The organism is Nocardioides sp. AE5 (assembly GCF_031844485.1).
In the GTDB taxonomy this organism is placed as follows: domain Bacteria; phylum Actinomycetota; class Actinomycetes; order Propionibacteriales; family Nocardioidaceae; genus Nocardioides.
The window spans coordinates 68,237-83,982 of record NZ_JAUZVI010000008.1; the positions used below are offsets into that span (position 1 = coordinate 68,237).

Sequence of the window (15,746 nt, forward strand, 5' to 3'; positions counted from 1 at the left end):
GCGTGTTGCGGCAGTGAAAACCAGTTCGGCGCCTCACCAGACCAGGACGGGCTTGACCACCTTCCCGGCGAGTACGTCGGCGGCCGCGGCGTTGATCTCGGTGAACGGATAGGTGGTGATCAGCGAGTCCACGTCGAAGGCGCCCGAGGCGGCCAGGTCGAGCAATTGCGGGATGGTCACCTGCGGGTCGGAGTCACCCTCGACCGAGCCGCGGACCACCTTGCCGTTCATCATGATGTCGACCGCGTCGAGTTCGAAGGTCGGTGCGCCGAGGCCGAGCACCACGAGCTCGCCGCGCGGGCGCAGCGCAGCCACCGCGTCCTTGATGACGGCGGCGACCCCGGTGGTGTCCACCGCGTGCGAGGCGCCGCCGCCGGTCAGTTCCTTGACCCGGTCCACCACGCTGGTCTCGCCGAGGTCGCCCGGGTTGACGCAGACGGCCCCGTGCGCGGCCGCGACCTCGAGGCGTGCCGGCTGCAGGTCGACGGCGACCACGGTCCCGACGCCCAGGGAGCGGGCGGCGGCCAGGGCAGCCACGCCGACGGCGCCGACGCCGTACACGACCAGGGAGTCGTCCGCGCCGGGTTGCAGCACGTTCAGCACCGTGCCGGCGCCGGTCTGGAAGGCGCAGCCGTAGGGCCCCAGCCGGGTCAGGTCCAGGGACTTGTCGACCACGACCAGGTTGTCGGCGTGGGCGATCGCGTGCTGCGCGAAGCTGGACTGCCCGAAGAACGAGCCATACAGCGGCGCGCCGTCGCGGGTGTACGTCGTGGACCCGTCCATCCGGAAGCCCATGTAGTTCAGTGCCACGGTGTCGGTGCAATAGCCCACGCCCAGCGTGGTGCAGTTGGCGCACGCGCGGCAGGCCCGGAAGCTGGCCACCACGTGGTCGCCGACCTCGATGCCGGTGACGTCGGCACCGACCGCCTCGACCACGCCGGCACCCTCGTGCCCGAAGACACGGGGGAACATCTCCGCCGGCAGCGTGTCGCGCACCGACAGGTCGGTGTGGCACAACCCGGTGGCGACGATCCGCACGCGCACCTCGTCGGCGCGGGGTTCGTCGAGTTCCACCTCGGCCAGGACGAAGTCGGCCCCGGGGGCCTCGCTCACTGCTGCGGTGGTCTTCATGCGTCGCGCTCCAGCCAGAAGTAGTAGAGGTCGGTGATGCCGTAGGTGGCCTGCAACTTGCCGTTCATGATCCCCATCAGCAGGCCGTCGTCGACGGCCTTGAAGTGGTCGAAGACCGGCAGCCTGTCATAGACCATGGTCGCGGTGACCTCCCCGCGGAACTCGAGGTCCCACAGGCTGGCACCGCCTCCGCCGGCCGCCTTCGTGTTCGCGACGAACTTGTCGTCCTCGTCGCGGCACACGATGGGGGTGACCTCCAGCAGCCCGTCGAACCACTTGCCGTGCCAGCGTGACTTCTCCAGGACGGTGGAGATGACGTGCCCGGTGGCGAAGTCGCCGCCGCGCCAGTGGCCGAGCAGGTCCGCTGCCCGCACCGGGGCGAGGTCGGCCCACAGGGCGTCCAGGTCATCGGTCGAGGGGGAGGCGGCGTCACGCAGCGTGCGGAACCGTTCGAGGGTCGACATGGCGCCAACCTATGACGATGACAGTGATGCTGTCATCGTCAGTGACCACGGGGTGGACGCATGGTCGCTCCGCATAGACTTGCCCCCGAGATGACTGACTCTGCGACGACTGACCCAGACGGCCACGCGCCCCGCCCCGCCCGCACCTTCGCCGAGGCCGAGGACGCGCTGCTCTCGCGGTGGCCCGAGACCCGGCTCGAACCGTCCCTGGACCGGATCCAGGCCTTCCTCGAACTGCTCGGCGACCCACAGGACGCCGTCCAGGTGATCCAGTTGACCGGCACCAACGGCAAGACCTCCACCAGCCGGATGATCGACTCCCTGCTGCGCACGCTCGAGTTGCGCACCGGGCGGTTCACCAGCCCGCACGTGGAGAAGATGAGCGAGCGGATCTGCATCGACGGCGAACCGCTCAGCGACGAGGAGTTCATCGAGGCGTTCAACGACGTCGCGCCCTACACGCACCTGGTGGACGCAGACCAGCCCCACCCGCTCTCCTTCTTCGAGACCGTGGTCGGGATGGCCTACGCCCGCTTTGCCGAGGCGCCTGTCGACGTCGCCATCGTCGAGGTCGGCATGGGAGGCCGCTGGGACGCCACCAACGTGGTGCAGAACAAGGTCGCCGTGATCGGGCCGATCGGCGTCGACCATGCGGCGTACCTCGGCGACAATGCGATCGCCATCGCGCATGAGAAGGCCGGCATCATCAACCCCGGCTCGACGGTCGTCCTGGCCGAGCAGAGCGCGGAGGTGGCCACCGTCCTGCTGCAGCACGCCGCCGAGGTGGGCGAGGTCACCATCGCCCGCGAGGGCATGGAGTTCGGCGTCGTCTCGCGCGCGGCCGCGGTGGGAGGCCAGGTGGTCACCCTGCAGGGGCTGCGGGCCCGTTATGACGAGGTCTTCCTGCCCCTGTACGGCGCCCACCAGGCGCAGAATGCCGCCGTCGCCCTGGCGGCGGTGGAGGCGCTGCTCGCCGACGAACCGCTCTCCGACGACCTGGTCCGCGAGGCATTCGCCGGGGTCACCTCGCCCGGGCGGCTCGAGATCGTACGCCGCAGCCCCACCGTTCTCCTCGATGCGGCGCACAACCCGCACGGTGCCACGGCCCTGGGTGAGGCGCTGGCCGACTCGTTCGCCTTCGACCCGCTGGTCGGCGTCATCGGGGTGATGGCCGACAAGGACTACGAGGCCTTCCTGGTCGAACTCGAGCCGCACCTGGCCCACGTGGTCTGCACCCAGAACTCCACCGAGCGGGCCCTGCCCGCCGAGGCCCTGGCCACCACCGCGATCGAGGTCTTCGGCGAGGACCGGGTCGCGGTGGCGCCACGCCTGGCCGAGGCGATCGACGTCGCGGCCACGCTGGCCGAGGCCGGTGAGGCGATCAGCGTCTCCATCGGCTCCGGTGCCGTCCTGGTCACCGGTTCGGTGGTCACCGTGGGGGAGGCCCGCACCCTGTTGCAACGCCGCCAGGAACCCGGACGCGCGACGAACGGGGGTCAGCAGTGAGCACCCCGGAGCGCGAGAAGTCGCCGCGGCGGGCGATGTGCGCGGCGATCCTGACCCTGGAGGCGGTCGCCCTGGGCCTGGCCACGCCGGTGATGATCACGGTCGCCGAGGTCGCCTGGCCGGCAGCGGTCGCGATCGGGCTCGGGCTGGCCCTGGCCGCGCTGGTCGTGGCGGGCATGCTCCGCAAGGAGTGGGGCTACACGCTGGGCTGGGGCGTGCAGGCCGGGGCCGTGGCGATGGGCTTCCTGGTGCCGATCATGTTCTTCATCGGTGCGCTCTTCGCGCTGCTGTGGGGCAGCGCCTACTTCCTGGGGCGCAAGATCGAGGACGAGCGTGCCGCCGCGTTCGCGGCGTACGACGCGGAGCAGGCAACCGCCGCTGGCGATGACCCGGCCGACGACGACGCTGCGGAGCCCGGGGGGCGTGCCCCGGCACGGTGATCCGGGCCGCGACGTAGGCTCGCCGCGTGGAGAAGCCCGAAGGACCGCTGCTCGCGGTCTGGCTGCTCTTCCTCGGCATCGTCTTCCTCCGCACCCAGGCGACGTACTGGATCGCCCGGGTGGTGACCAGCCAGGCACTCAGTCACACCGCGCCCGAGCACGGCTGGCGTGCCAGCGTGCACCGATGGCTCGAGGGCACCTCGGCCCGGCGCGGTCGTGACCTGGTCCAGCGGTGGGGACTGATCGCGGTCCCGCTCTCCTTCCTGACCGTGGGCGCGCAGACCGTGGTCAATGCCGCTGCCGGCGTGATCCGGATGCCGGCCTGGCAATACACCCTGGTGATGATCCCCGGATGCATGGCCTGGGCGCTGGTGTGGACCACGATCGGGATGTCGGCCTTCTATGCCGCGATCGCAGCCGGCCTGACCACCGGATGGGGGATCGCTGCGGCCCTCGCCGCGGTGCTGGCCGTGGCTGCCGTGGTGGGCTGGCGGCGCCGCCGGATCCGGCCCCACTAGGCTGTGGGGCGTGACTGAATCCATCGAGAGGTCCCTGGTCCTGGTCAAGCCCGACGGTTATCGCCGCGGGCTCAGCGGAGAGGTGCTGCGCCGGATCGAGGCCAAGGGCTATGTCCCGGTCTCGCTTGCTGTGGTGACGCCCACCCGGGAACAACTCGAGGCGCACTACGCCGAGCACGAGGGCAAGCCCTTCTACGAGCCGCTGCTGGAGTTCATGTCGTCGGGTCCGATCACCGCGATCGTGATCGAGGGCCAGCGCTGCATCGAGGGGTTCCGAGCCCTGGCCGGCGCCACCGACCCCACGGCCGCCCTGCCCGGCACGATCCGGGGCGACCTGGGCCGCGACTGGGGCCTGAAGGTCCAGCAGAACATCGTCCACGGATCCGACTCGCCCGAGTCGGCCGCCCGCGAGATCGCGATCTGGTTCCCCGGCGCCTGACGCCACCGGTTTTCCACAGGTTCGCCCGCCCCGGTTTCGGCCGAGGCGGTTTCGGGGTATGCATGTGGCATGGATCTCATGCCCGCTGCCGCCCTCATCGGTGACCCGTTCTGGGACACGGTGCGGGCCAGGCACCCCGACGTCAACCTGGTGGTCCTGCCCCCGGCACAGCCGGCCGATCCCGCTGCCGCGCCGTCCGAACCCGCTCCGGCAGGCCTTCTCGACCTCGACGAACTCGAGGAGCGCCTGGCCCGGGCGCGAGCGGCGGCACTGAGCCTCTGGGGCGACGACACGGACGCGGCGTACGACGTGCAGGTGCAGCACGGCTTCCACCGCGCCCCCGGCGCTGACCGCCACCAGGTCCGCGTCCGGGCCTGGGCGCGGATCGTCCACGTCCCGGCGGCTGCCCCCAGCAGCGATGAGGCCGGCCAGGCGTTCCTCGACCGCCTGGCCGACGCGCTCGGCGAGGCGGAGGCACGCCGCAGCGAAGGCCCCGTGCTCCGCCTCGACGCGGACAGCGACGGAGGCCCGGTCCACGCGACGTACGCCGTCGCGACGGGAGTGTGCCAACTCGAGTGCCACCTGTCGTGGGAGGCCGCCCTGCGCACCACCCTGGCCGAGTTGGACGGGGGAGCGCGATGATCCAGATCGATCCGATCGCCGTCGGCGCGATGGGCCGGGCCTGGGTCCAGCAGCAGGAGCAACTGGGCGAGGGATGCGCGCTGCTGGCCTCGCTGCCGATGGCCGGCTTCAGCGAGCGGGTCACCCCCGCCGCACGCGCCTTCACCGAGGACTGGACCAGCAACGTGGACGGCTTCGCCGCCGAGTCAGCCAGCATCGGGGAACGGCTCGGCTCCGTGGTGACCACCTATGTGGAGACCGAGCAGGTCGTCGAGGACCGGTTCTGCACCCTGGACCTCAACGGGGACGGACGATGAGCGGGACCGCGGCGTTCACCATCCAGGTGCCCGCCCTGCCCGAACTGCGCCTGGTCGGGGAATGGGACACCGGCCAGGTCCGTGACTTCGCCGACGGCCTGGTCGATGTGGCCGCCCGGCTGGTCGACGTCGGCGACCTGGACGCCGGACGGACCACGCCCGAGTGGGTCGGCGAGGACGCCGACCGCTACCAGGCGGAGATCACCGCCCTGGCCGGGCGGACCGAACCCTCGGCCGAGGCGCTGCGCGGGGTCTCGCTGGAGGTGGACGCCCATGCCGAGGCGCTCGACGGCCTGCAGTGGCGCCGCGACGAACTGAAGCATCGCCACACCGTGCTGGGGCGGGAGATCGACGAGTTGCGCCTCGCCCTGGATTCCTCCGACGAGGGCGACCGTGCCTGGCTGGAGCGGTGGTCACAGTCGCTGGCCGGACGGGCCCAGGTCCTCGACCAGGATGCGACCCGGTGGCGCGAGGACCTTGCTGCCGAGGAGTCCGCGATGGCCCAGGTCTTCGCCTCGCTGCGCACCATGGAGCAGGTGCGCCGCCACGTCGCCGGCCAGCCCGACCTGGCCAGCGAGGCGCTGGCCGGGCTCGACCCCGACGGGGACGCCGAGGACAACCACCTCTGGTGGGCGGCCCTCTCGCCGGCCCAGCAGCGCGCCGTGATCACCAGTGCACCGGAGGTGATCGGCAACCTGGACGGGCTCCCGGCCGCAGCGCGCGGGGAAGCCAACCGGGCCCGGATGAACGGCGACATCGAGAGGTGGCAGAACCTCCTCGACCGCGGCGTCAGCGACCCGGACACCCGGGCCGACATCGAGCAGCGCCTCGACAACGCGCTGGCCGCCCGTGATGCGCTGGAGAACCTCGGCGAGCGCGCCGACCCGGTCACCGGTGACCCGGTGGTGGCACACCTCTACACCTATGACCCCGGAGCCTTCGGCGGCGACGGCGGCGTGGCGATCAGCATCGGCGACCTGGACACCGCCGACAACGTGGCCGTCGCGGTGCCCGGGCTCACCTCCACCATGCAGTCGATCGGTGAACACAGCGGAGCCGCCGCCAACCTGTACGACGCCTCGCGCAGCATGCATCCGGACTCCTCGACCGCGGTGCTGGCCTGGATCGACTACGACGCACCGAGCGGCAACCCGTTCACCAGCGACTCCGCCGGCGTGGTCCGCGAGGACCTGGCCCGTGAGGGCGGGGCCCGGCTGGCCGACACCCTCGACGGGCTCCGCGCCTCCCGCCCCGACGACCCGGCCAACCTGACCGCGATCGGGCACTCCTATGGTGCGGCCACCCTGGCCCACACCCTGTCCAGCCACGACGTGGACGTGGATGCGGCCGTCGTGATCGGTGCGCCCGGGATGGGCCCGGCGGACACCGTCGCCGACCTGGACGTGCCCGAGGGGCGCTTCTACGTCGGTCGCAACAGCGAGGACTTCGTCGCCGACCTGGGCGACAAGGGTTGGGTGGGCAAGGGAAGCGTCGGCGGGATCGGGCTGGGCCGCGACCCGGCCGAGGACGACTTCGGTGCGATCCGCTTCCAGGCCGAGGACCCCGGCAGCGGACTGATCGAGATGCACACCAACTACTACGACCCCAACACGGAGTCGTTGTGGAACATGGGGCAGATCGTCACCGGCCACCACGACGACCTGATGCTGGCCGATCCGGTCACCGACCCGTGGTATCGCGGGAGCGTCGACCCGGAGGAGGACGCCACCATCGAGCAGCCACGCACGGACCAGGAGGTGCGGTGAGCCGCGCCTCCAGGCAGGCCGACGCCGAGCAGGAGCTGGCCCGCGCCCGGGCCGGGGTGATCGAGGCAACCGGACCGGTCGTGGCGGACCTGGTCCAGCAGGTGTCGGGCACGCTGCGGTTCAGCCAGGGGCGGTACAACCCCTGCGCCAACGACCTGGGTGGCCCCACGGCGTACTCGTGGAGCGTGCGCGGGAGGGTCGACCTCGCCGACGGGGCAGGGGTGGACCCCGAGGCGGCGGTGGCGCGCGCCGCGGAGCTGCTAGCCGGGCACGGCTTCACCATCGACGCTGACCAGACCATGGCGCAACGGGTCGTCGCCACCCGGGGCCCGGTCCGGGTCATGGTCGAATGCCTCTCCGGGGCGGCGGCGCTGGTCTTCACCGGCAGCGACGACACCTGCTTCGAACTGGGCCGGGAACGGGCCAGGGCCTACGCCGGAGCGGATCCGGACCCGCTCGGCTGAGCGAGGAGTGAGCCGGAGGTACGCCGAGGGACGAGGTGTGCTGGAGGTGAGCCCCGCAGGCTCAGCCGGTGGGGGCCGCTGACTGGCTGAGCAAGCGTCCGCGTGTCCTGCCGGAAGTCGGGTGGACACCCTCTTACGCTCGTCGTGGACGCACCTGTGGTGGTGTGCCCACCTTCCCCGAACACCACAACGAGCAAGGGTTTTCCGATGGCGAACAGCCTGATCGGGCGCGACATGGCCGTCGACCTCGGCACGGCCAACACGCTGGTCTACGTCCGCGGCAAGGGCGTGCTGCTGGACGAGCCGTCAGTGGTCGCGCTCAACGCCACCACCCACGAGGTCCTTGCCGTCGGCCACGAGGCCAAGCGGATGATCGGGCGCACCCCCGACAACATCGCCGCGATCCGTCCGCTCAAGGACGGCGTGATCGCCGACTTCGACGCCACCGAGCAGATGCTCCGCTTCTTCATCCAGCAGGTGCACCGCCGCCGCTACTTCGCCAAGCCGCGCCTGGTGATCTGCGTGCCGAGCGGGATCACCGCCGTCGAGCAGCGCGCCGTCAAGGAGGCCGGCTACCAGGCCGGGGCCCGCCGGGTCTACATCGTCGAGGAGCCGATGGCGGCCGCGATCGGCGCCGGCCTGCCGGTCCACGAGGCGACCGGCAACATGGTCGTCGACGTCGGCGGCGGCACCACCGAGGTCGCCGTCATCTCGCTCGGCGGCATCGTCACTTCCCTCTCCATCCGCACCGCGGGCGACGACCTGGACCAGTCGATCATCGCGTGGATGAAGAAGGAGTACTCCCTGATGCTGGGGGAGCGGACCGCCGAGGAGATCAAGATGAGCCTCGGATCGGCGTTCCCGCTGCCCAAGGAGCCCGAGGCCGAGGTCCGCGGGCGCGACATGGTCTCCGGCCTGCCGCGCACGGTCGTGGTCTCCAGCGCCGAGGTGCGCCAGGCCCTCGAGGAGCCGCTGCACAACATCGTCGACGCGGTGCGGACCACCCTGGACCAGACGCCCCCCGAACTGGCCGGCGACATCATGGACCGGGGCATCGTGCTCACCGGCGGCGGTGCGCTGCTGCGTGGCCTGGACGAGCGGATCCGCCACGAGACCGGGATGCCGGTCCACGTGGCCGACGAACCGCTCAGCTCGGTGGCGCTCGGCGCCGGCAAGTGCGTCGAGGAGTTCGACGCCCTGCAGCAGGTCCTGGTCACGGACGCCCGGCGGCTGTGATGGAGAAGCGCTGGAAGGGCTCCGGCTCGCGGGAGCGTCGCGGCCGTTCCTCGTCCTCGATCCTCCTGGCCCTGGTGCTGGCCTGCGCCACGTTGATCACCCTCGACGCCCGCACGGGCACCGACTCGCCCCTGGAACCGGTCCGCCGGGTGGCCGGGGAGGCGTTCGGACCGGTCGAGTCGGTCACTGCCGGCGTGGTCCGCCCGTTCGCGGCGATCCCGGACTACTTCCGCACCCGCAACCACCTGCGCCAGGACGTACGCCGCCTCGAGGCGGAGAACGCCGAACTGCGCCGCACCGTGAACGCTTCCGACCTGGACCGCAACCGCCTCGCCGAGTACGACGGCCTGACCAGGGCCGCCTCGGAGACCGGCCACGACCTGGTCCCGGCCCGGGTGATCGCGATCGGCTCGCGCCAGTCGTTCAAGCACACCGTGACCATCGACGCCGGCAGCGACGCGGGCCTGCACGCGGACATGACCGTGCTGAACAACGACGGCCTGGTCGGCCGGGTGATCCGGGTGACCAGCACGACCGCGACGGTGCTGTTGATCGTCGACGCCGACTCGGTGGTCGGCGCCCGGCTCGCCTCGAGCCTGGAGATGGGCTTCCTGTCGGGGCGCGGCGAGATCGGTGGCGAGGCGCGCCTGGACCTGGACCTGATGGACGACTCGATCATCGCCGCGACCGGGGACGTCGTCTCCAGTTGGGGCAGTGAGAACGGTGCGCCGTACGTCGCCGGCGTGCCGATCGGCCGGGTGGCCTCGGTCTACAACAGCCCGCGCGACACCTCCCGGCGCGCCGTCATCGAACCCTTCGTGAACTTCACCGCACTGGACCTGGTCGGTGTCGTGGTGCCGCGGGGCACCACCTCGGACCGGACGGTGATCGAGGCGAGGGAGCGCCCATGAGTGTCGTCCGCGCCGTGGTCGCCCTGCTGGTCGTCGCCGTTGCCCTGGTCCTGCAGGTGAGCCTCTTCCCGCACTTCGCCTGGCAGGGCGTGGTGCCCAACCTGGCGCTGCTGGTGGTGGTCGGCGCGGCCCTGGTCCGCGGGCCCGAGTTCGCGGCCGTGCTCGGCTTCGTCGCCGGCGTCCTGGTCGACCTGGCACCGCCAGCCGACCACGTGGCGGGCCGCTGGGCGCTGGCCCTGGTGCTGGTCGGCTACGTCGCGGGCAGGGTCCGCCAGGATGCCCGACCCACCGCCAGTGCGGTGGTGCTCACCGTCGCTGCCGCCTCGTTCATCGGCACCTCCATCTTCGCGCTCAGCGGGCTCATCCTGCGCGACCCGCTGGTCCCGGTCGCGGAGATGATCCAGGTGATCCTGATCGCCGTGGTCTGGGACGTGCTGCTCACCCCGTTCGTGCTGCCCGTGGTGATGGCCCTCTTCCGGCGGATGCGACCTGCGCCCGCCCAGGTGGCCTACTGATGGACACCCGGACCCGCAGCCGGTTGCGCCTGCTCGTCGTCCAAGCGCTGGTGATCAGTCTCTTCGCGACCCTCTTCGCCCGCCTCTGGTATGTCCAGGTGGCCGGCGGCGAGGTCTACCAGGCCCGCGCTGCCTCCCAGTCTGTCCGCGAGATCGTGCTCCAGCCCGACCGCGGCCTGATCGTCGATGCCCAGGGGCGGCCGCTGGTCACCAACCGCAGTTCCTGGGTGGTCGCGATCGACCGGACCACGCTCGGCAAGTTGCCCGTCGAGGAGCGCGCGCTGCTGGTCGAGCGGGTGGCCACCGTGGTCGGCATCGAGCCGGAGGCGATCCAGGCCCGGTTGCTCAACTGTGGTGACGCCGATGCGGTGCGGGGCACCTGCTGGAACGGATCGCCGTACCAGCCGGTGCCGGTGGCCAACGACGTCGACCCCGACGTGGCGTTGAAGATCAAGGAGCAGGCCGAGGACTATCCGGGGGTGATCGCCCAGCGCGAATCCGTGCGCGCCTACCCGCAGCCCTACGGGATCAACGCCGCCCACCTGCTCGGCTACCTGAGCCCGATCACCTCCGGCGAACTGGACGAGGCCGAGGAGGCCGGCGACACCTCGGTCAACGGGGCGTCGCGGGTCGGCCGGGCCGGCGTCGAGAAGCAGTACGACGCCTACCTGCGCGGGATGCCCGGCTACCAGCGCGTCGAGGTGAACTCGATGGGCATGGTGATGAACGAGCACAGCCTGGACGCCGGCACGCCGGGATCCACCCTGGTCACCACGCTGGACGCGAAGGTCCAGTCCGTGGTCGAGCAGCAACTCGCCGAGACCATCACAACCGCGCGCGCCACCCACGACCCGGTCTCGGGCAAGAAGTACGTCGCCGACTCGGGCGCCGTGGTGGTGCTGGAGGCGCAGACCGGCCGGGTGGTCGCGATGGCCAGCCAGCCGACGTACGACCCGGGCGTGTGGGTCAACGGGATCAGCCAGGCGGAACTGGACCGCCTCTATTCGGAGGAGGCCGGCACCCCGCTGCTCTCCCGCGCCACCCAGGGCCAGTTCGCGCCCGGGTCGACGTGGAAGCCGATGATGACGGTGGGCGCCCTGACCAACGGCTACGGGATGGACACCCGGCTGAACTGCTCCTCGTCGTTCCAGGTCGGCAACCGGGCCTTCAAGAACTACGAGTCCGGTGCCTATGGCTCGATCGGGTTCGACCGGGCGCTGGAGGTCTCCTGCAACACCTTCTTCTACCGGATCGGCTATGACTACTGGAACCGCTTCGGGCGCGACGTCTCGGATGTGAACGCCAAGGACCCGCTGGTCGAGGAGGCCAAGGAGTTCGGGTTCGGCGCGACCACCGGGATCGACGTGCCGGGTGAGGCGCCGGGGCGGATCGCGGACCGGAAGTGGAAGCGGCAGTACTTCGAGTCGCAGAAGGACTACTACTGCGGCATTGACCAGGACCCGCCGGCCGACGCCAGCGCGTTCCTGAAGAAGTTCGCCCACGAGTTCTGCCTCGAGGGCTATGCCTACCGGGCCGGCGACGCGGTCAACTTCTCCATCGGCCAGGGCGACACGATCGTCACCCCGCTGCAACTGGCCCGGGCGTACGCCGCCTTCGCCAACGGCGGCACGCTGTACGAGCCGCGGGTGGCGAAGGCGATCGTGGACCCGGACGGTGCCGTGGTCAAGGAGTTCGAGCCGACCGTGCAGGCCACCGTCGACGTGCCCCCGGAGGTGCTCGGCTATGTCGACGACGCGCTCAAGGGCGTCACCCGCCGGGGGACGATGGCCTGGCGGATGAACGGGTTCCCCCTGGACGAGGTGGAGATCCGCTCCAAGACCGGGTCGGCCGAGGTGCACGGCAAGCAGTCGACCTCGTGGGTGGCGTCCTATTCCGATGACTACGTCGTGGTGATGATGGTCTCCCAGGGCGGCACCGGCTCGGGCACCTCGGGCCCGGCAATCCGTCAGATCTGGGAGGCGCTGTACGGCGTCGACGAGGGCGACGTCGACCCTGCCCGGGCAGCGGTGCCCGGCGTCGTGCAGAGCGACGAACTGCCGGTCTTCGCCGAGGACGGCTCGATCCTCCCGCCGGCCAGGGAGCGCTGATGGCACGGCGTACTCCGGGACTGGACTGGATCCTCACCGGCGCGGTGATGGGCCTGGTCGTGCTGGGCTCCCTGCTGGTCTGGTCGGCGACCTCGGCCCGGCCCGCGCTGACCGGCGGTGATTCGACGGCGTACCTGGAGAAGCACCTGGTCAACGTGGCGATCGGTGCGGTGCTCTTCGTGGTGGTGTTGGCGATCGACCACCGCTGGCTGCGGATCGTGGCGCCGCTGGTCTACCTGGCCTCGATCGCCGGCCTGGTGATGGTCCTGGCGATGGGGACCACCGTCAACGGTTCGCGCTCGTGGCTGATGCTGGGCGGCATGTCCATCCAGCCCTCGGAGTTCGCCAAGCTGGCGGTGGTGGTCGGCATGGGGCTCCTGGTCGCGGAGCGGACGCAGGGGGCGTGGCGGCGCCGGGTCAACAGCGTCGACGTGATCGGGATGCTGGTCATTGCCGGGATCCCGGCGGCCCTGATCCTGCTGCAGCCCGACCTGGGCACGATGCTGGTGCTGTCGGCCACCGTCTTCGGGGTGCTCGCCGTGGCGGGGGCCTCGCGGCGCTGGCTGGTCGGGCTGGTCCTGGCCGGGGGAGCGGCGGCGGTGGCGGCCGTGGTGCTCGGCTTCCTCAAGCCCTATCAGCTCGACCGGTTCATGGCCTTCACCAACCCGGACCTGGACCCGCGGGGTGCCGGCTACAACGTGGAGCAGGCGCGGATCGCGATCGGCAACGGCGGCGTCTTCGGGCAGGGCCTCTTCGACGGGTCCCAGACCCGCTCCGGGTTCGTCCCCGAGCAGCACACCGACTTCATCTTCACCGTCGCGGGGGAGGAACTCGGCCTCCTCGGGGCCGGCGCAATGATCGCGCTGCTCGCCATCGTGGTGTGGCGTTGCCTGGCGATCGCGGTGCATGCCGATGACATGTTCGGCCGGATCGCCGCCTCCGGGATCGCCTGCTGGATCGGGTTCCAGGCGTTCCAGAACATCGGGATGTGCCTGGGCATCATGCCGGTGACCGGCGTGCCGCTGCCGTTCGTCTCCTACGGCGGCTCGTCGATGTTCGCCGGGATGCTGGCGCTGGGCCTGGTGCAGAACATCCACCTGCGCTCCAGCTCCCTGCTGCCGACCGGCCTCGCGCTCAACGCGCGTCCGCTGCTGCGCCTGTGACGCCCGCCCCCTTTTTCCAGGTGTAACGCGGGGAACGGTCGCTGGAGTAGTGCTGTGCGACCCGTTTCCGTCCACAGCACCGCACAAGTGAGCCCCGCCGCGTATCCTTGAGTGCTGCCTGTCGTTCCCCAACCCCATTGAGGTCCTCTCGTGTCACCGCAGTCCGTCTTCGCCCGCCTGGAGCCCCGTCTGCCGTCGGTGCAGAAGCCGATCCAGTACGTCGGCGGGGAACTGAACTCGACCGTCAAGGAGTGGGACTGCGCCGAGCAGTCCGAGACGGGTGGCCCGACCGTGCGGTGGGCCCTGATGTATCCCGATGCCTATGAGGTCGGCCTGCCCAACCAGGGCGTCGCGATCCTCTACGAGGTGCTCAACGAGCGTGACTGGATCCTCGCGGAGCGCACCTATTCGGTGTGGCCGGACATGGAGAAGGTGATGCGCGCCGGTGACGCCGACGGCCCGATCCCGCAGTTCACCGTCGACTCCCACCGGCCGGTGCGTGCCTTCGACGTCTTCGGGATCAGCTTCTCCACCGAACTCGGCTACACCAACATGCTCAACGCGCTCTCCCTGGCGCAGATCCCGCTGCACGCGACCGAGCGCACCGACGAGGACCCGATCGTCCTCTCCGGCGGACACGCCTCCTTCAACCCGGAGCCGATCGCCGACTTCGTCGACGCGGTGGCGCTCGGTGACGGCGAGGAAGTGGTGCTGAAGATCTCCGAGGTGATCCGCGAGCACAAGGAGCAGGGATCGCCCGGCGGGCGCGACGAACTGCTCTTCCGGCTGGCGGCCTCCGGCGGGGTCTATGTCCCGAAGTTCTATGACGTCACGTACGACGAGACTTCCGGCGAGATTGCCTCGGTCACGCCGAACCGTCCCGGCGTACCGGCCCGGGTCTCCAAGCACACCCTGATGGACCTGGACGCCTGGCCCTACCCGGCCAAGCCGCTGGTGCCGCTCGCCGAGACCGTGCACGAGCGGTTCAGCGTGGAGATCTTCCGGGGCTGCACCCGTGGCTGCCGCTTCTGCCAGGCAGGGATGATCACCCGGCCGGTGCGGGAGCGTTCCATCGAGACCATCGGCAACATGGTCGAGAACGGGATCCGCAAGTCCGGCTTCGAGGAGGTCGGCCTGCTCTCGCTCTCCAGCGCCGACCACACCGAGATCGGTGACGTGGCCAAGGGCCTGGCGGATCGCTACGAGGGATCCAACGTCTCGCTGTCCCTGCCGAGCACCCGGGTGGACGCCTTCAACATCTCGCTGGCCAACGAGTTCTCCCGCAACGGTCGTCGCTCGGGGCTGACCTTCGCGCCCGAGGGGGGATCGGAGCGGATGCGGAAGGTGATCAACAAGATGGTCACCGAGGAGGACCTGATCCGCACCGTTGCTGCGGCGTACTCCCACGGCTGGCGCCAGGTGAAGCTCTACTTCATGTGTGGCCTGCCGACCGAGACCGACGAGGACGTCCTGGAGATCGCCGACCTGGCCCGGAAGGTGATCGCGAAGGGGCGTGAGGTGTCGGGGCGCAACGACATCCGGTGCACCGTCTCCATCGGCGGGTTCGTGCCCAAGGCGCACACGCCGTTCCAGTGGGCTGCGCAGCTCGACCACGAGACCACGGACGTCCGGCTGCAGAAGCTGCGCGACCTGGTCCGTGCGGACAAGAAGTTCGCCCGGGCGATCGGGTTCCGCTACCACGACGGCAAGCCCGGCATCATCGAGGGACTGCTCTCGCGTGGGGACCGTCGGGTGGGCCGGATCATCGAGGAGGTGTGGCGCGACGGCGGTCGCTTCGACGGCTGGAGCGAGCACTTCTCCTTCGAGCGGTGGACCGATGCTGCCGAGCGCGCACTCGAGGGCACCGGGGTCGACCTGGACTGGTTCACCACGCGCGAGCGCGGGTACGACGAGATCCTGCCCTGGGACCACCTCGACTCCGGCCTGGACAAGGACTGGCTCTGGGCGGACTGGGAGGACGCGCTCGACCCCGACTCGATCGATGTCGAGGACTGCCGCTGGACGCCCTGCTATGACTGCGGCGTCTGCCCGGAGATGAACACCGAGATCCAGATCGGCCCGACGGGCCGCAAGCTCCTGCCGCTCTCCGTCGTCTGAGCCGCGGGAGCGAGGTACGAGCGGGTCGC

At 70.6% G+C, this 15,746-nt stretch carries 16 protein-coding genes; 14 read left to right on the top strand and 2 right to left on the bottom strand.

Features of this window, described 5'->3' with window-relative positions:
• Positions 1–33 precede the first annotated feature (33 nt).
• Positions 34–1,131 (bottom strand): NAD(P)-dependent alcohol dehydrogenase, encoded by a 1,098-nt coding sequence (locus Q9R27_RS12625; RefSeq protein ID WP_311252740.1) that lies wholly within the window; start codon positions 1,129–1,131, stop codon positions 34–36.
• Positions 1,128–1,595, bottom strand: coding sequence for a DUF4334 domain-containing protein (locus tag Q9R27_RS12630; protein ID WP_311252741.1), 468 nt, complete (start codon positions 1,593–1,595; stop codon positions 1,128–1,130). The genes Q9R27_RS12625 and Q9R27_RS12630 overlap by 4 nt, the downstream gene beginning before the upstream one ends.
• 90 nt (positions 1,596–1,685) lie before the next feature.
• On the opposite strand from Q9R27_RS12630, the gene Q9R27_RS12635 reads away from it, so the two are divergent.
• From Q9R27_RS12635 to Q9R27_RS12700, 14 genes are all read left to right on the top strand, one after another.
• Positions 1,686–3,101, top strand: a complete 1,416-nt coding sequence (locus tag Q9R27_RS12635; protein ID WP_311252742.1) for a folylpolyglutamate synthase/dihydrofolate synthase family protein — start codon at positions 1,686–1,688, stop codon at positions 3,099–3,101.
• Positions 3,098–3,541, top strand: coding sequence for a DUF4233 domain-containing protein (locus tag Q9R27_RS12640; RefSeq protein WP_311252743.1), 444 nt, complete (start codon positions 3,098–3,100; stop codon positions 3,539–3,541). The genes Q9R27_RS12635 and Q9R27_RS12640 overlap by 4 nt, the downstream gene beginning before the upstream one ends.
• Before the next feature lie 26 nt (positions 3,542–3,567).
• The gene (locus Q9R27_RS12645) at positions 3,568–4,059 is read left to right on the top strand and encodes a VTT domain-containing protein (protein ID WP_311252744.1); all 492 of its coding nucleotides are present in this window, start codon (positions 3,568–3,570) and stop codon (positions 4,057–4,059) included.
• 10 nt (positions 4,060–4,069) lie between these two features.
• On the top strand, positions 4,070–4,498 hold the full coding sequence (gene ndk, locus Q9R27_RS12650; RefSeq protein WP_311252745.1) for a nucleoside-diphosphate kinase: 429 nt from the start codon (positions 4,070–4,072) through the stop codon (positions 4,496–4,498).
• Between the two features lie 69 nt (positions 4,499–4,567).
• Complete coding sequence (locus Q9R27_RS12655; RefSeq protein WP_311252746.1) at positions 4,568–5,140, top strand: hypothetical protein; 573 nt, start codon at positions 4,568–4,570, stop codon at positions 5,138–5,140.
• On the top strand, positions 5,137–5,436 hold the full coding sequence (locus Q9R27_RS12660) for a hypothetical protein (RefSeq protein WP_311252747.1): 300 nt from the start codon (positions 5,137–5,139) through the stop codon (positions 5,434–5,436). Before Q9R27_RS12655 ends, Q9R27_RS12660 begins: the two co-directional genes overlap by 4 nt.
• Positions 5,433–7,202 (top strand): alpha/beta hydrolase, encoded by a 1,770-nt coding sequence (locus tag Q9R27_RS12665; protein WP_311252748.1) that lies wholly within the window; start codon positions 5,433–5,435, stop codon positions 7,200–7,202. The genes Q9R27_RS12660 and Q9R27_RS12665 overlap by 4 nt, the downstream gene beginning before the upstream one ends.
• Positions 7,199–7,666, top strand: coding sequence for a hypothetical protein (locus Q9R27_RS12670; RefSeq protein WP_311252749.1), 468 nt, complete (start codon positions 7,199–7,201; stop codon positions 7,664–7,666). The genes Q9R27_RS12665 and Q9R27_RS12670 overlap by 4 nt, the downstream gene beginning before the upstream one ends.
• 207 nt (positions 7,667–7,873) lie before the next feature.
• Positions 7,874–8,902 (top strand): rod shape-determining protein, encoded by a 1,029-nt coding sequence (locus Q9R27_RS12675; RefSeq protein ID WP_311252750.1) that lies wholly within the window; start codon positions 7,874–7,876, stop codon positions 8,900–8,902.
• Entirely contained in the window at positions 8,902–9,813 is a 912-nt protein-coding gene (mreC, locus tag Q9R27_RS12680) for a rod shape-determining protein MreC (RefSeq protein WP_311252751.1), read from the top strand. Before Q9R27_RS12675 ends, mreC begins: the two co-directional genes overlap by 1 nt.
• Positions 9,810–10,328 carry a rod shape-determining protein MreD gene (gene mreD / locus Q9R27_RS12685; protein WP_311252752.1) on the top strand — a complete coding sequence of 173 codons (519 nt, stop codon included), beginning with the start codon at positions 9,810–9,812 and terminating at the stop codon, positions 10,326–10,328. Before mreC ends, mreD begins: the two co-directional genes overlap by 4 nt.
• Positions 10,328–12,436 carry a penicillin-binding protein 2 gene (mrdA, locus tag Q9R27_RS12690; RefSeq protein WP_311252753.1) on the top strand — a complete coding sequence of 703 codons (2,109 nt, stop codon included), beginning with the start codon at positions 10,328–10,330 and terminating at the stop codon, positions 12,434–12,436. The genes mreD and mrdA overlap by 1 nt, the downstream gene beginning before the upstream one ends.
• Complete coding sequence (gene rodA / locus Q9R27_RS12695; protein WP_311252754.1) at positions 12,436–13,599, top strand: rod shape-determining protein RodA; 1,164 nt, start codon at positions 12,436–12,438, stop codon at positions 13,597–13,599. Before mrdA ends, rodA begins: the two co-directional genes overlap by 1 nt.
• 150 nt (positions 13,600–13,749) lie before the next feature.
• Positions 13,750–15,717 (top strand): TIGR03960 family B12-binding radical SAM protein, encoded by a 1,968-nt coding sequence (locus Q9R27_RS12700; protein WP_311252755.1) that lies wholly within the window; start codon positions 13,750–13,752, stop codon positions 15,715–15,717.
• Positions 15,718–15,746 lie beyond the last annotated feature (29 nt).

Excerpts from the sequence above, each read along its gene's own strand:
- Q9R27_RS12675 (WP_311252750.1), top strand. The coding sequence starts at position 7,874 with ATGGCGAACAGCCTGATCGGGCGCGACATGGCCGTCGACCTCGGCACG.
- Q9R27_RS12655 (WP_311252746.1), top strand. The coding sequence starts at position 4,568 with ATGGATCTCATGCCCGCTGCCGCCCTCATCGGTGACCCGTTCTGGGAC.
- mreD (WP_311252752.1), top strand. The coding sequence starts at position 9,810 with ATGAGTGTCGTCCGCGCCGTGGTCGCCCTGCTGGTCGTCGCCGTTGCC.
- rodA (WP_311252754.1), top strand. The coding sequence starts at position 12,436 with ATGGCACGGCGTACTCCGGGACTGGACTGGATCCTCACCGGCGCGGTG.
- Q9R27_RS12630 (WP_311252741.1), bottom strand. The coding sequence starts at position 1,595 with ATGTCGACCCTCGAACGGTTCCGCACGCTGCGTGACGCCGCCTCCCCC.
- Q9R27_RS12660 (WP_311252747.1), top strand. The coding sequence starts at position 5,137 with ATGATCCAGATCGATCCGATCGCCGTCGGCGCGATGGGCCGGGCCTGG.
- Q9R27_RS12635 (WP_311252742.1), top strand. The coding sequence starts at position 1,686 with ATGACTGACTCTGCGACGACTGACCCAGACGGCCACGCGCCCCGCCCC.
- mreC (WP_311252751.1), top strand. The coding sequence starts at position 8,902 with ATGGAGAAGCGCTGGAAGGGCTCCGGCTCGCGGGAGCGTCGCGGCCGT.
- Q9R27_RS12625 (WP_311252740.1), bottom strand. The coding sequence starts at position 1,131 with ATGAAGACCACCGCAGCAGTGAGCGAGGCCCCCGGGGCCGACTTCGTC.
- mrdA (WP_311252753.1), top strand. The coding sequence starts at position 10,328 with ATGGACACCCGGACCCGCAGCCGGTTGCGCCTGCTCGTCGTCCAAGCG.
- Q9R27_RS12665 (WP_311252748.1), top strand. The coding sequence starts at position 5,433 with ATGAGCGGGACCGCGGCGTTCACCATCCAGGTGCCCGCCCTGCCCGAA.